Source organism: Alteromonas sp. AO-Serp (assembly GCF_017849675.1).
In the GTDB taxonomy this organism is placed as follows: Bacteria; Pseudomonadota; Gammaproteobacteria; order Enterobacterales; family Alteromonadaceae; genus Alteromonas; species Alteromonas macleodii.
The window spans coordinates 1-15,535 of sequence record NZ_JAFLMX010000159.1; the positions used below are offsets into that span (position 1 = coordinate 1).

Below are 15,535 nucleotides of genomic sequence, written 5' to 3' on the forward strand. Positions count from 1 at the left end.
TCGCGAATAAATTGTAGAAGGGTGAGGTCGGCCCGCGCTTCATTTAATTCAACGACATCGTTATTTATTAGAAAGCGAATCATACTCACACCTTCTTGTTATATTCATTCTTGTATTCATTAATATAGCTGTATTTTTTCAATAAAAGTAGACCATTTGGTCAATTTATTGCTTATAAAAAAAGGCCGAGTTCTAAAAGGCCATGATTTTGCGCAAATTTGATTGGAAAAAAAGAAGTGATACCTTTCTATTTTTCTTTTGCTAAGCACTACGTCGATTTGTTAATAAAGAATAAGGCAAGATTCGTGCAAGGTTTTGAACTATTCGCGTAATTCGTGTTTTAGTATGGTTAACACTCCCTGCATAGGGTATGTATGATCTATAAGAGCATAGCAACTCGTCGGCAATAAATGCTAACCTATCGAAAAGGCATGCAGCATTTATACTGCCCGTGCGCTTGCAAAGTAGATTGCAAAGGAATTTTAATAATAATGATGAAGGTAAAAAGTGCTGACGCTGGCGTTGGCGCTATGAACAGAAGAAAAATACTCCAAGCCGCTGAAAAATGTTTTGCACAGTTTGGCTTCAAAGGCACAGCAGTACAAAAAATTGCTGATGAAGCAGGACTTCCTAAGACTAACGTTTTGTATTATTTCAAAACAAAACAAGAGCTCTACGTAGCGGTACTAGAAGAAACCCTCTCGCTGTGGAACTCACGTTTTGATAAAGCCACAGTAGAAGATGATCCTGCCGAGGTACTCGCCAATTATATCGCCGAGAAAATGGAAGTGTCGCGAACGCATCCAATGGCCTCTAAGATCTTTGCGATGGAAATTATCAATGGTGCACAAAACTTAAGTGGCTACTTTGATGAAGAGCATGCGCTTTGGATGAAAGGGCGACTTGCGGTTATTGATGCATGGGTAAAGGCCGGCAAACTGCCACCTGTTGAAGGGGAATACTTGCTTTACACAATATGGGCGAGTACCCAGCACTATGCTGACTTCTCTGCGCAAATAACCCGTCTACGCGGTAAAAAGATGACAAAATCAGATTTTGAAGACGCTACAAAACAAGTGGTAAAACTCGTGCTCGGTGGCTGTGGGTTATCTGTGCCAGAAAACTTCGAGGTGTAGCATGACAGAGTCTGTTTACCCTCGTGATCTGGTTGGTTACGGTCAACATGTACCTCACGCAAAGTGGCCGGGCGACGCAAAAATCGCGATTCAGTTCGTATTAAATTACGAGGAAGGTGGCGAAAATTGCGTGCTTCATGGTGACGAGGCGTCAGAAATATTCCTATCGGAAATTATCGGCGCACAAGCGTATAAAGATCGCCACCTCAGCATGGAGTCTATTTACGAATACGGCAGTCGTGCAGGGTTTTGGCGTTTACACCGTTTGCTTAATAAATACGACATTCCCGTTACTGTGTTTGGCGTCACTATGGCTATGCAACGACACCCTGACGCCGTAAAAGCCATGATGGATTCAGGTTGGGAAATTGCCAGCCACGCCATGCGCTGGGTGCATTATCAAGACATGGACGAAGAGCAAGAGCGTAAACAAATTGATGAGGCGATTATTCTTCATGAACAGTTAACGGGCAGTAAACCTGTAGGTTGGTATACAGGAAGAACGAGTCCGAATACGCTGAAGTTGATTGCAGAGCGCGACGATATCTTATATTGCGCCGATTCATATGCTGACGACTTACCTTACTACGACTGCCATTACAGCAAGCCGTTATTGATGGTGCCGTACACATTAGACACCAATGATATGCGCTTTGCCACGCCTCAGGGCTTCAACAGTGGGGAACAGTTTTTCACCTACCTAAAAGATGCGTTTGACGTGTTGTATGAAGAAGGAGAAGAAGCGCCTAAGATGCTATCTATCGGCCTTCATAATCGCATAATAGGACGGCCTGCTCGACTCGCCGCACTTAAGCGCTTTATCGAGTACGTTAAGTCTCATGATAAAGTATGGCTAGCGACACGAGAGCAAATTGCCCGTCACTGGTTGGAGCTTCATCCTAAAGATGGTGGTGACAAGCCGCGTACGTAGCGTTTACAGTACGCCTACTATATTTGAAGTACAGTAAAGTGAAGAGACGAAAGTGAAACAAATGGAGCGCTATCGCCTTCACTTAATAAAGGACAAAACCATGAAAACAAAACTAGCCATTATTGCCCTTGGGGCGCTAGCGCTGACAGCATGCTCAAAGCTGACTAAAGAAAACTACGATAAATTAGAAATGGGTATGTCTCAGGACGAAGTTGAAGCAATTCTGGGTTCAGCTGACAACTGCGGAAAAACAATGGGTACCATGGCATGTACATGGGGCAATGAAGACAGTAAGCACGTTAAAATCGTATTTATGGGTGATAAAGCCGTTACCTTCACTTACGATGGATTGAAGTAAACGTATATCTTTTTCACTTGCCTAGTTTAATAAGAAAGGTGGCGTTGAAAGCCACCTTTTTTGTATCTAAAGCGTTAACTTACAGGCACGCAATAAGCGCCGTTGAATTATTTTAAATCCAATAAGTATCGTAATAAGAAAACAATCGCCAGTGCATAAGTGAGCGGTGTTACTTCTTTAAATTTTCCCGTACCTACCTTAATGCCAACATAAGTAATAAAACCAAGGGCAATGCCTTCGCTAATGCTGAATGTGAGCGGCATGGCGATAAGTGCAACAGAAGCAGTGGCTAACGCACCTAAGTCGTCGAAATCAACCTGTCGAATCGATTCCATCATTAAAATACCTACCATCAATAGCGCTGGCGTAGTGGCCATTAGCGGGATAACTTTCATTAGCGGTGTTAAAAATAGCGAGAGTAAGAAGCAGACAGAAACCACTACTGCGGTAAGCCCGGTTCTGCCGCCCGCCGATACGCCCGTAGCGGACTCCACATAGCTAGTTACTGGAGATGTACCCACTAATGCGCCAGCAATACTCGCTGATGCATCGGCTGTCATTGCTGAGCCAATTTTCGGTAGCTTGCCTTCGGGAGTAAGTAGATTGGCTTTTCGAGATACGCCGATTAAGGTGCCAATGGTATCGAACATGTTCACAAACATAAGTGCGAAAATGAGGTCCCACGTTTCAGCAAGGTGATCAATTGGGTACCAAAAGTCCATTGCCATAAAAGTGTTTGAAATAGATTCTGGCATGCCAACTACAGCAGAAGGCGTTGCAGTTAAGGTACCGTTTTCAGTGGGGATAAAAGCACCAATTAAGGTGAGTGTTACGATAGAGATTAAGATAGCGCCTGTAACGCGTTTCACCATAAGAACAATAGTAAAAATAATGCCGATGAGAGCTAACATTACTGCTGGCTCAGAAAGGTCGCCAAGCTGTACGAAGGTTGCAGGATTATCAACAATCAGCCCAGCATTTTTAAGGCCGATAAAGGCAATGAACAAACCTATGCCACACTGCACGCCGATTTTAAGAGAAGGAGGTATAGACTCGGCTATTTTGGTTCGAACTCCGGTAAGAGAGAGGAGTAAAAAGAGAATGCCGTTCCAGAAAACAATTCCAAGCGCTGCTTCCCATGGGATTTCACGACCAAGACAAATGGTAAACGCGAAAAAGGCGTTCAAGCCCATACCTGGTGCCAACGCAATAGGGTAGTTAGTCATTAGCGCCATCATTAAAGTGCCAATACACGCCGCTATTGCTGTCACTGTAATTAGGCCCTCTACGGGCATGCCACTTAACCCAAGAATACCTGGGTTCACCACGAGTATATAAGACATGGCTGCGAACGTAGTAAGTCCTGCAATGATCTCTGTTCTTACTGTTGTTCCGTGTTCCTGCAGCTTAAATAGCCGTTCGATTACGTTGTTGGACATCAAGAGTTCTCTGTTAGTATTTCATTGTGTGTTTTGTGCGTTGAAAGCAATAAACTGACCAATTAGTCAACTTGTTGGTGTGTTTTGTGCTAACTTACTTTTCAGTACAATGACTAATTAATAGACATTGCGTGACTCAAGGTCACTAGCCAGGCAGCACAAAGCCAGCCAAACGGTTAGTAATCAACATAGATGAAGTCAAAAAAACCGCAAAGAAAACCTAAATGAGCAATAGAACTCGTTTACAGATAGCATTAAAGATAAACTATTACGCACCAATTAAATGCCATTGCATTGTTGTGGTGCAAATAAGTGAGGGGCCATGTCGCTGTCATCAATAATTAAAAACATTCCAAAGGCCGAACTGCATCTGCATATAGAAGGTAGCTTAACGCCTGAACTTATGTGGCGCCTAGCTGAAAAGCACAGTGTATCACTTCCTTATGCTAGCGTGGAAGAGATAGAAGCGGCGTATAACTTTGAAGATCTACAAAGCTTCCTTGACTTATATTATGCAGGGGCGGGCGTGCTTCGCGATGAGGATGATTTCTTTGCTTTAATGTGGGAATACTTAACGCGGTGTCATGAGGACAATATCGTCCACACAGAAATTATGTTTGATCCGCAAACCCATACAGAGCGTGACATAGGTTTCGATATTTTCATGCCAGGCTTTTTGAAGGCGATGGAAAAAGCAAAAGATGAATACGGTATCAGTAGCTATTTAATCATGTCTTTCCTTCGCCATTTGCCAGAAGATGCTGCCTTCGATACGCTTTCTGCAGCAGAGCCTTATTACGAGCACATTACAGCGGTAGGGTTAGATAGCTCCGAACTTGGTCATCCGCCGTCAAAATTCGAACGCGTATTCAAAAAAGCCAAAGCTCTGGGATTTAAAATTGTCGCCCATGCTGGAGAAGAAGGACCGGCATCTTACATTTGGGAAGCCATCGAGCTATTGGACGTCGATCGTATTGACCACGGTGTGCGCTGCCAAGAAGACGAGGCGCTTATGGATCTCTTGAAAGAAAGACAAATTCCACTTACTGTTTGTCCGTTAAGTAACCTCAAGCTGTGTGTGATAAATGATATGAAAGACCACAATATTGTCCAGCTTCTTGATGCTGGGCTTCTGGTCACGGTTAACTCTGATGATCCTACGTATTTTGGTGGCTTCCTAAATGACAATTTTGAAGCGTTGCACCAGTCTCTGGGTATTGACGAAAAAACAATTCGTACGTTGGTAGCAAATAGCTTTAAGGCAAGTTTTTTGCCGCAAGAGCAGAAAAACCAGCTTGTTGAAAAGGTTCTTTCAGCCTAGCAAGGCGAGGAGCGGAAGATAGTCGAGTTAGCTTCTGGCGATTAATGCGAGGAGCTAATGTGATTTTACGATTTCATGGCTGCAATAGTTTGCTTAATCAAACTGTCTAATTCTGCGATGTCTTGAACGATTTCGCTTAAATCGTCTTGCTTGGCTTTGTTTTCAATAGACGATGCCTTTTCCCGAATGGCATCGGCACCTACATCGCCCGACACACCTTTCATAGCATGACTGTTGAATCTAACGGCTTCAACATCTAATGCGGTCGCTGCACTTTGAAGTGCTTGTTGTTTTTGTTCTATTTGCGCAAGGAACATTTCAACAATACGGTTCAATAACCCCTCATTTCCACCCAGCCTGCTTATTGCGGCATCGCGGTTCCATAATTGTTCTCGAGTGGGCGTATCGTTTGAGTTAGATGTGTCCATATGTGCCACCGTAGTTGAAGCGTTATGCCAGTGTACAATAAATGTTCTAAACAAAAAACAGCAAGTTCAGCCGCTTAGCATACAACGGTTCATAAACCGGCAAAACCTAGACGAAAGACTAATTTTTTTTTACGTATCTCAGGCGATACTTATTCTGTCATTAGTTTCACAGTGTGGTATTTCTCATGGATAATGAGACACAGAAAGTAGTCATCATTGACGATGAACCAACAACACTCTTGTTATTAGAAAGTGCAGTAGAATCTCTAGCAAAGGTTGTTACGGTCTCGCAAAGCGCGAATGCGTTTTCGGTGATAAAAGCACAACTTCCTGATTTGGTTGTTCTAGATATAAGCATGCCTGAGCTATCTGGCTTTGAGGTCTGCAAGCAGTTAAAAGCGTGTCCAGAAACGGCTGCTATTCCAGTAATCTTTGTCACTTCCCATAGCGATCCGGAAAATGAACATGTGGCATTGTCGTTAGGTGCCATAGACTTTATATCCAAGCCCATTGATATTGGGTTGTGCCAGATGCGAGTGAGAAATCATCTCACTATTCAGGACCAAAAAACGAAGCTTGCTCGTGTTAATCACGAATTAGAAGCAGAGAAAAAGCAGCTTGCTATTACTCTCAAATCTATAGCTGACGGCGTTATTTCAATTAACGCAGCAGGGGATGTAACGTTTATTAACCCGGTAGCGCAAAGGTTAACCGGTTATAGTGAAACGGAAGCCCTTGGCAAACCTATCGATGAGGTTATGAATTTAAGAGATGCCTCGACAAATGAGTGTCTTTTAAACCCCGCTCTTTACGCACTAGAAGTGATGCGTCCGGTAGCTATGTCTTATAACGCCACGCTGGTAAGCCGACACAATCAAGTATTCAGGGTAGAAGATACAGCGTCACCGATTATTGATGAGGATGGCCATCTGTCTGGCGCGGTTATCGTTTTCCAAGATGTGTCAGAAGCCATTGAAATGGCAGTGAAAATGACACATTTAACCAATCATGATCAGCTAACGGGCCTGCCAAACCGAGTTCTGCTGCACGATAGAGTTGTTCAGGCTATCACTCGTTGTTTTACCTCTAAGCAAAGCATAGCGTTACTGTTAATCGATATCGACAATTTCAAGTATCTCAATGACAGCCTGGGGCATCAAGTCGGCGACTATATTATTGCGTCTATTGCAAAGCGCCTTGCAAAGGTTGTTGGAGAAAGCGCTACGCTCGCCCGCGTGGGTGGCGATGAGTTTGCCTGCTTACTTACTGAAATTGGTTCGGGCTACAGTGCAGACAGTATTGCTATGGCGTGTTTGCAGGCGGGCAGAGAGCCCATTGATATAGACGGTAAGGCCCATCAACTTAGCTTAAGCATTGGAATTAGCCTTTATCCCCAAGATGCTGTTAATGCGGAAGAGATGATGCGCCATGCAGACTCAGCGATGTACCGCTCTAAATCAAAAGGCAAAGACACTTTCAGTTTCTTTTCAAAAGACCTGCAGCATGCCATGCATCATCGTGTGGAGATGGAGATAAAGCTTAGAAATGCTATCGAGAACGACAGTCTCGCCATTTATCTACAGCCAAAATATAACTTTGACGATAGCACAGTATTAAGTGCGGAAAGCTTAGTCAGAATGTTCGACGAAAATGGTAAAGTTATTGGACCTGATGAGTTTATCCCACTGGCAGAAGAGACTGGACTAATACATCAGTTAGGAAAGCAAGTGTTGCAAAAAAGCTGTGATTTTGTCGCTAAATGCAACGAATTGGGGCAAGACTTCAAAGTGGCGGTAAACGTAGCTGCTAAACAGCTTTCAAACCCAGGCTTCGCAAAAGAAGTTGCTGAAATTATCAACGAAGCGGGTATCGCCGCGTCGTCTATAGAATTGGAGGTAACAGAATCAGCCCTAATGCACGACTTTGTACAAACCCGAGATATCCTGAACGACTTGGCTTCATTGGGCGTTACTATTGCGTTGGATGATTTTGGTACGGGCTATTCAAGTCTCTCTTATTTGCGTCAGTTCCCATTGAATGTGCTTAAGATAGATCGCTCTTTCGTTATTGATATGGATAAAGAACAGCAGGCACATGATATCGTAACGGCAATAGTGCATTTAGCATTAAGCTTAGAGTTAACCATTGTTGCCGAAGGTATAGAGACCCAATCTCATTTTGCCGCGCTCAAAGCACTTGGGTGTCACTTAGGGCAGGGGTATTTTATGTGTCGCCCTATGGCGATGGCGGATTTCTTCACAAAGTTCATCGATGATTGCCAAGTTGCGTAAGGTTTACTCGGCTGCGTGTAGAACGCTATCGATAGACCTTCTTTATAACCTTGTCTTTCAAACCATACCTACTTGGAAGCAAACTAGCTGACTTTTCGATACAAATTTGGATGTAAGGTGTTAGACTTGCGTAAAACGTTGTTATTACTTTGATATTGTAAAAGCAGAAACAACGGAAGCGAGAATGGTCACCTTGGTGTAGTAACAATAAAAGTACCCGATGAATCGAAATGAAATAAAACCCTACGCAGAGTGTAATGTACTTATTGTGGACGATGAGCCGATGAGTCGTATGCTGCTTGAATCCATCCTAGAGTCGGTGTTTACCTGTGCTACAGCCGAGTCGGGAGAAGAAGCCATATCTTACTGTAAAGCAAATTTGCCGGATTTAGTTCTGCTGGACATGAATATGCCAGATATTGATGGTCTAGACGTTTGCACAGCCTTAAAAGCCTCGCCTGAAACGAATCATATCCCTGTCATTTTCGTTACGTCTACAATGGATATTGAGAGTGAAAATGCGTGCTGGGAAGTAGGGGCGTCAGACTTTGTCATGAAACCGGTTAACGCTTCTACGTTGACGCATCGCATCAAAACACATCTGCAAAATAAGCTTCGCACCGAATTCCTTGAAATGATGACATTTCACGATCAGCTAACGGGTTTGTACAATCGCATGTATTTAACCAAGGAAATTCCGTTACTTATTAAGCAAGTTGCGAGAGACAAAGGTACAGTTGGAGCAATAATGATCGACATCGATTATTTTAAGCTTTTCAATGATACGTACGGGCATCTCGAAGGCGATATTTGTCTTCAAAAAGTGGCGCAAATTGTATCGGACACGGTTAAACGGCCGAAAGATGCCGTTATTCGCTTTGGCGGCGAAGAGTTTTTAGTTGTCCTCCCCTATATCGACCATCAGGGCACAAAGCTAGTGGCACATCAGCTTGTTGAGGCTGTCGCCAATGCAAGAATTCCACATGGTAAAGGGATAGAAAACCGCGTATCAATAAGTGCAGGCTTTGCAGTTTGGAAAGCTACGGATGTGGTTGAAGACGATGTGGCTGCGCTTATAGAAGACGCTGACATTTCACTGTTTGAAGCAAAAGAATTAGGGCGAAACCAAGCCAAGGGCTGAGGCCACAGCCCAATTTCCCATCATAAAAATAGAATTTCTAGCCTATTGTTTAATATCCCGTATTCAAATCCCAAGCTATCATTATAAATGCGGGGCCGCTGTGCATGAATCGAGCAAGGCGGCAAGAATCTTGTGGTCTTTACGCTTGGGTAGCGAACCATGGTTTATTTTGACGAACAATCGAGTTTGAATGTGAAACTGGAACACCAGTTGAAGGCATCGCTAACCAGTTTGGTACAGCGAGGCTGCGATTCGTTTGGCGTGTTTCAAGGTTTACTTTTACAGCTGGACGAAGAGACAGTTAATATATTGGTTAAAGCTTCGTCGGCGTATGCACCCAACTTTAAGTCGGTCCCTTCTTTCTCTACCTGTGTGCCTGTAGACAACTGTTTCCCTGTAAACAGCGCTAAGTGTTCTACTGCATTTAAACAATGGTTTTCTACTTATTTTAATGCCGAAAAATACATTCGAGGCCGTGTTCATACCCTAGATGGAAGCCAAGTCTGCTTAGTCTTTATTAATGCGTGCCCGGAACAGTCGGTAAACCTCGACAAGCTGTCGCTGTTAGACGATTGCCTGAGCGTGATGTTGGATAAGTTTCATCTCGAAAAAGCAGAGACCAATCAAAACACGTTGTACGAAAAGTTACAAAGTGTAGCGAACATAGGCACATGGGAAGTTGATTTGACCACTGATGCACTTAGCTGGTCTTCACAAACTCGGCTTATTCACGAAGTCTCAGAAGACTTTGTACCCACATTAGAAACAGCTATCAACTTCTACAAAGAGGGGTTTGATAGAGATGAGATAAACCGCATTGTCTCCCACACGGTCGCAACGGGTGAACCGTGGAGTGCAACGCTTGAACTTGTCTCCGCCAAAGGTAATTCGGTTTGGATAGAAACCCACGGCATGGCTGAGATGAAGCAAGGAAAGTGTATTCGTTTGTTTGGGACTTGCCAAAACGTAAACAAGTCGGTGCAACTTAGACTCGAATTGGATGAGAGAAGAAGAGAAGCCGAAGCTGCGTCTAAAGAACGTGGCATGTTGTTATCCCGTATAAGCCACGAATTAAAGACGCCGCTTAATGGCATTACCGGTATGCTGCAGGCGATCAAGTTCGAAAATAAAGAAAATGTGCGAATGCGTAAAGCGGATGTGGCGCTTCATAGCGCAGACCGCTTATTGTCTCTTATAAACGATGTTTTGGATTACACTTCCATCATTAATGGCGAATTCTCACTAAAATATAGCGACTTTTGTGCGCGGTCGTTAATTGAAGATATCCTGGATGTATTTAAAACAAAATGCGCAGAGAAAGGCGTAAGGCTTTACGCGGTGCTGTCTTTTGACGAAAACACTTATGTTCATGGAGATGCCGCCCGAATCAGTCAAGTCATTACAAATTTACTATCGAACGCGGTTAAATTTACGCCGAAAGGGTATATTTCGGTGCAAGTTACGTTGAAGCATCAAGGCGATGTGCCTATCTTACTTGCGTCAATTGAAGACACTGGTGTGGGCATGAGTGATGAAATTTTATCACGTATTTTTAGACCATTTCAAAACGACACCGCCAGTGCCTCTGAAGAGTTAAATGGAAACGGTTTAGGGTTGTCTATCGTCAATCAACTTGTTGGCAAAATGGATGGCGAGCTTGAAGTGCGGTCAAGCGCAGGGAAAGGCTCCTGTTTCGATATTGCTATACCTGTAGAAATGGCAGTTTTAGATAAAGAAAAGCAGATTGACGTTATCCTCTCTTCAGACTTGCTTAGCGTTCCTCTTAACGTTTTGGTTGTTGATGACAACGATATAAACCGTTTCGTGCTTGCATCCATGCTAGAGAAGTTCAATTACCTTCCAGATGAAGCCGAAAATGGCGAAGTGGCCGTTCAAATGGCCCGAGCTAAAAAATACGACATTATATTTATGGATTGCGCTATGCCAGTGCTCGATGGGGTAAGTGCGACTAAGATTATTGTCCAAGAAAACTTATTGCCCAAACACGGTCGTATTGTGGCTGTAACAGCAAATACAACGCCTGAAGATAAAACTAATTGTAGCAATGCGGGCATGGCCGATTTTCTTGCCAAGCCCGTGGTACAAAATGACGTTACCCTTCAGGTGCGCCATGCACTAAATGCTAAATCAGTGACAGCGTAGAGGTTAAAGTGCGTTTATTCCGCTGAAGGGGGCGTATCTTTTACGGTTTCCCAATGCGTTACAATATAGTCTGTCACCTGTGAGCCGACTTTATAGGCGGCTTCTATAGCGGCTCCCATTGCTGCATATCCATCGCCAGAACTCTCTAACTTTAGGTTCTCCGCAGCGCTCAATGATGGTGGCTGCATGGTAAAATTGCTCGCCGTTCTAAGAATAAGTAAGCGGTCTTTGTTGACTAACCCTGCATTGTCCAAGTAGCTCAAGCTTTGAAGTGTTGCTGAGTCTTCCATGCCCGAGGTAACAAAATTTCCTTTGCCCTGCGTCCAGTATGCTACCCAATCGTTTGCCCACGTATTTAGTTTTTCGCCATGCCAAAAGGTAGAAGCAGATAAATGCGCACCCATAGATACATTTGGAAGTGCTTTAGCACTAGCTGAATTGGTGTACTTGGCTCTCAGTGCATCCATCGCTTCGTTGTTTAAAAGCTTGGTGTCTTTTGTCAACGAATAGGCCCACTTTGCTAACGGTAAGTTCAGCGCGTACACCTCGCCATTTGGGCTGTTGTTTACGTCTACAGCGTCAGCGTTTTCAAAGGGCGCATGAGTGAAGAGGGGGAAATAACCCGTACTCCACTGAGACGGAATTTCTCTAGCGTCAATTTGATGTGCTAGGTCGCCATCGACTACGTAATCGGTCCAAATTGCACTTCCAATGGTGTTATCCGCTGGGTCGACTCCCGCGATCCCTGCAACCAACCAATAGGCTTGGGATAAATCAAAGCGAGGATCAAGACCTAGTGCCATTATTGCTGCTGAAGCGCGCGCAATGCCCATTCCCGTAACCATACCGATTACACCTGTATCAGGGTTGGCGTAAATATCGTGAAAGCCATGAGGCAAAGGGTATTGGGTTGTGAGTTTCTGGCGAGCCTTCCACAATTGAAATTCACCAGGCGCGTCGCCTTCGTCGCTGCCAATTTCGAACATACTTACCACAACAACTTTCACTTTCATTGGCGGCTTAGCGTCATTGGTTTTAACACTGGCAGAATAACTACTGCTACAGAAACCCAAAAACATAGCCAATATAAGCAAAGCGTTGAAAAAGGCAGACCGTTTTTGTTTAAGCAGTGGATAATAAGAAAGATGCATTTAGTACTCCTAAAAAAGAGCCCAGCATTATCAAACTGGGCTTCTTATCGAAAAAACTTACAGGCCTGAGAGCGTGTGTCGAACGTTCAATCTACACATGAGGCACGACCACGCTCAAAGAGTATGCGAACTTAGAATGAGTAAGTAAATTTAGCATTCCAGTGACGCGGTAGTTCAGGTAGTACAATTTGACTACCAAATAGATCAGGGAAGTTAGAGCGGAAATAACGCTCGTCAGTTAAGTTTTTAACGGTTAAGTTTATCGACCAATCTTCTGCTTGATATGACAAGCCAGCATTGACTAACGTGTAGGCTGGAAGTGTTACTGCAGCTGAGTAGCCAGACGCGACCTCATCCACATCCACAATACTCACGTTGGCAGCATAACCATTTTGGAAGTCATAGGTTGCTGTCAGCGTGTAAATATTTTCAGGAATACCGGCCTTTCGTCCGTCAGAGTTTGTTTCTCCTTCACCAACAAGGTTAAGACCTACTACGTTCCCGCCAAAAATTAACGAAGGATCATCAAGAGCAACTAAATCGTCAGCACCTAAGAATCCAAATTGGTTTCCATTGGCAAGTGCAGTTAAGTTAATAACTTCTATATTTGTATAGCCAGCAGAAACAACAAGGTTCTCATTGACTACCCAACGAAGTTCAAATTCGGTGCCTTCGTTATTGGTTGTGTTGTTGGTGACCGTATTCTGAGTATTGAAGTCGGTACGCTCTTGCTCAAAGAATGAAAGGGCAAAATAGAGTGTATCGTCAACGAGAGAACCTTTAATACCGTATTCCATCAGCTCAGAGGTGTCGAATGCACCACCACCACCAGGTTGATTGAGTTGGCCAACACCAATCTCGGCGCCCTGGCCTGCAACAAGGGTAGCTTGCTCTGCTGCAGTGATATAAGGAATAAGGCCAAATTCAAACTCATATGAAATACTTGCGTTCCAAGACCATCCATCTACGGTTTCTTCAGCATAAACTGGTGTTTCATCTCCAGTAGCGCCCAAAAGTAAATCCGTACGCGATGTACTTTCAATGTCAATAGTGTCGTATCGTAAACCTAGTACTAAGTTTAAACCCCAGTCCCAAGTTAAATCGGTCATTGCAGCAATGCCTAAGTCTAAGTAATTACCTACGTCATAGTTGTCGTAGTTTTTACCCGAGCGGGTAGACAAAAGGCGGCGATCGAGCGCTGAAGACGGCATGGTTAGGTCGCGACGATTAAAGAACTCGTAAGTGAAGTCATCGCCGTGCTCAAAGTCGGTATAGCGGACAGATGGTGAAAATTGAAATTGCGCTAATAGTCCGTCGTTCTCATATTCTGTCGCAAAAATTAGTTTGTCTTCTATAACCCAGCTGTCATGGAATTGTGAGAAGCCATAAGCATTTTCGTTTATGTTGTCGTATGCATCATAGAAAAGCTGGTTGCGAATTTCCCAATTATCTGTGTAGTAAATGGTGTCGAAGTAGAGCGTTATGGCTTCGTTACCAAGTTGGTCATCAGGTGCTACCAAAGTTTGGCTACCACTTAAGGTCGTAGTACCTGGGTTTTGTAATGCCATTAGAGGATCGAAAAAGTCGCCTGTAACCGAATCTAATGGGACAGCTGGCGTGAAAATAAACGGTGAAATCAAGTCGGCGACTTCAGCATATTCTTCGTGACTGATTTGACCGTCGCCGTCCGTATCTAATGGTTGAGCTGTACCTGTAATATAGGTTCCGTCGTCAACTAACTCCTGAGTTAATCGGTTCCAGCCGGCCACTTGGTTACCATCGTAGTCGTGGTACATACCACCAAATTCAAAGCGAAGGTTATCGGTAATATCGATATTAAATGATGCTTGAAGTACGGTTTGATCAGTCTGAGTATTGTCGTAGTAACTGTCAGAGTTTTCTAGCTCACCGTATATGTAATAGCCCATTTCTTTACCGGCAACACTAGTCGGTCCGCCAACTTCTGCGGTTAAAATGCTTTTGTTCCACGACCCCGTTGTGTAAGACAACGCGCCTGTTGGTGCATCTAAATACTGCCCCGATGACGCACGGGCAGACTTGGGATTAAAGTTCAGATAACCACCAATTTTTGATGGGCCGTAAATAGGTGATGCTGGGCCACGAACGATGTCGATTCGGCTGGACGCGCCAATAGGCGTAGGGTAGTTACCTGGGTTGTCTAAGCGCTTAACACCGCGGAAGTAAGTTTCCCCGGGCGTGCCCCGCACATCCAGAGAGCCTGCAACACCGAAGAAGGACTGTGTGAATGTACCTGGTGCGAACGCGACGAGTTCATCAATGTCTGAAACGTTGAAGCGCTCCATTTGCTCTTGAGAAATCGTGGACGCTGAGCGAGGCGTTTCGAGAATAGATTTGCCAAAGCCAAAAACTGACTCAACGTCTTGGCCAGGAAGGCTCCCAAGGGATCCTGTTACCTGAATTTTTTCAACATCTTTTTCTTTAACCTCTGTCTCTTCTTGAGCAAAAGCTTGCGACGATAGCGCGACCGCGGTAGTCATTGCAAAAGCTTTTGCTAGAGGAGATAAATTGAATGTAGTGTTTTTCATGGTTTCCTCGTTATTTTTAGTTGCCCCTTTTTAGGGCTCTTTTCACGCATTTTTATATGCGTTTTGTTATTGGCAAGAGAGTTAGCAGGATGAGTGCCAACTACTTGTCCAGTTGGTCAACTTTTAACCTTCTCTTAAGTTGCTGAATTATAGGGATAAAAATATATAATATTGTTCTTATATTGTTATTTTTATGTAAATAAACTCAATCGCATAAATGCATGCACTTTTAAGGTGATTTTTAGCGAGCTTTTGCACTAAAAAGAGCAGAGGCTACGCCCGGTTGTCCGTCTATACTTAAAATGGATGTCGAGTGTGCTGAGTGCTTAACAGCCTCATGGTTTACAAAGGCTTTTTCATTGAGTACTTTCGGCGCCCTACGGCTACTTTCTGGCTTTGGGTTTTGAATAGGCTCGTAAGCAGGGTTGTCCTGTGCAACGCCAGTGCTGCTTTCTACTTTTTGTGCATTAGCGAGCGGCGAAGCAAGGGGCTTTTTTCCTGGTAAGGTTAAATCAAGAATGACGGCGGTGAGTCCGGCCGAGGTTACTGGGGAAAGTAAGATGTTTTCCAGCCATGAAGGCAATTCAGCAAGGGCTTCTGGTACCATCA

At 44.0% G+C, this 15,535-nt stretch carries 11 protein-coding genes and 1 pseudogene; 7 read left to right on the forward strand and 5 right to left on the reverse strand.

Annotated elements, in window-relative coordinates:
- Positions 1 to 491 precede the first annotated feature (491 nt).
- From QVA83_RS11395 to QVA83_RS11405, 3 genes are all read left to right on the forward strand, one after another.
- A complete protein-coding gene (locus QVA83_RS11395) occupies positions 492 to 1,136 on the forward strand; it encodes a TetR/AcrR family transcriptional regulator (RefSeq protein ID WP_014949073.1) in 645 nt (214 codons plus the stop codon).
- Position 1,137: 1 nt separating this feature from the next.
- On the forward strand, positions 1,138 to 2,067 hold the full coding sequence (gene puuE, locus QVA83_RS11400) for an allantoinase PuuE (RefSeq protein ID WP_075176335.1): 930 nt from the start codon (positions 1,138 to 1,140) through the stop codon (positions 2,065 to 2,067).
- Between the two features lie 100 nt (positions 2,068 to 2,167).
- Positions 2,168 to 2,425, forward strand: a complete 258-nt coding sequence (locus QVA83_RS11405; protein WP_014949075.1) for a hypothetical protein — start codon at positions 2,168 to 2,170, stop codon at positions 2,423 to 2,425.
- Between the two features lie 107 nt (positions 2,426 to 2,532).
- Here QVA83_RS11405 and QVA83_RS11410 read toward each other — a convergent pair whose 3' ends face one another.
- Positions 2,533 to 3,864, reverse strand: coding sequence for an NCS2 family permease (locus tag QVA83_RS11410; protein WP_014949076.1), 1,332 nt, complete (start codon positions 3,862 to 3,864; stop codon positions 2,533 to 2,535).
- A gap of 322 nt (positions 3,865 to 4,186) precedes the next feature.
- Here QVA83_RS11410 and QVA83_RS11415 point away from each other — a divergent pair, with 322 nt between their 5' ends.
- A complete protein-coding gene (locus tag QVA83_RS11415) occupies positions 4,187 to 5,185 on the forward strand; it encodes an adenosine deaminase (protein ID WP_014976199.1) in 999 nt (332 codons plus the stop codon).
- A 65-nt stretch (positions 5,186 to 5,250) separates the two neighbouring features.
- On the opposite strand, the gene QVA83_RS11420 is transcribed toward QVA83_RS11415, so the two are convergent.
- Positions 5,251 to 5,613, reverse strand: coding sequence for an Hpt domain-containing protein (locus QVA83_RS11420; protein ID WP_156078198.1), 363 nt, complete (start codon positions 5,611 to 5,613; stop codon positions 5,251 to 5,253).
- 185 nt (positions 5,614 to 5,798) lie between these two features.
- On the opposite strand from QVA83_RS11420, the gene QVA83_RS11425 reads away from it, so the two are divergent.
- From QVA83_RS11425 to QVA83_RS11435, 3 genes are all read left to right on the forward strand, one after another.
- Positions 5,799 to 7,904, forward strand: coding sequence for a two-component system response regulator (locus QVA83_RS11425; RefSeq protein ID WP_061485531.1), 2,106 nt, complete (start codon positions 5,799 to 5,801; stop codon positions 7,902 to 7,904).
- Between the two features lie 220 nt (positions 7,905 to 8,124).
- The gene (locus QVA83_RS11430) at positions 8,125 to 9,045 is read left to right on the forward strand and encodes a diguanylate cyclase (protein ID WP_069944084.1); all 921 of its coding nucleotides are present in this window, start codon (positions 8,125 to 8,127) and stop codon (positions 9,043 to 9,045) included.
- A gap of 159 nt (positions 9,046 to 9,204) precedes the next feature.
- Positions 9,205 to 11,208: a hybrid sensor histidine kinase/response regulator gene (locus tag QVA83_RS11435; protein ID WP_156078199.1), complete on the forward strand. Its 2,004-nt coding sequence runs from the start codon at positions 9,205 to 9,207 to the stop codon at positions 11,206 to 11,208.
- A gap of 14 nt (positions 11,209 to 11,222) precedes the next feature.
- On the opposite strand, the gene QVA83_RS11440 is transcribed toward QVA83_RS11435, so the two are convergent.
- The 3 genes and pseudogenes from QVA83_RS11440 to QVA83_RS11450 all read right to left on the reverse strand — a co-directional run.
- The gene (locus tag QVA83_RS11440) at positions 11,223 to 12,359 is read right to left on the reverse strand and encodes a purine nucleoside permease (RefSeq protein WP_156078200.1); all 1,137 of its coding nucleotides are present in this window, start codon (positions 12,357 to 12,359) and stop codon (positions 11,223 to 11,225) included.
- A 131-nt stretch (positions 12,360 to 12,490) separates the two neighbouring features.
- Positions 12,491 to 14,926 carry a TonB-dependent siderophore receptor gene (locus QVA83_RS11445; protein WP_156078201.1) on the reverse strand — a complete coding sequence of 812 codons (2,436 nt, stop codon included), beginning with the start codon at positions 14,924 to 14,926 and terminating at the stop codon, positions 12,491 to 12,493.
- A 241-nt stretch (positions 14,927 to 15,167) separates the two neighbouring features.
- A pseudogene (locus QVA83_RS11450) lies at positions 15,168 to 15,535 on the reverse strand (xanthine permease XanP); the annotation flags it as partial.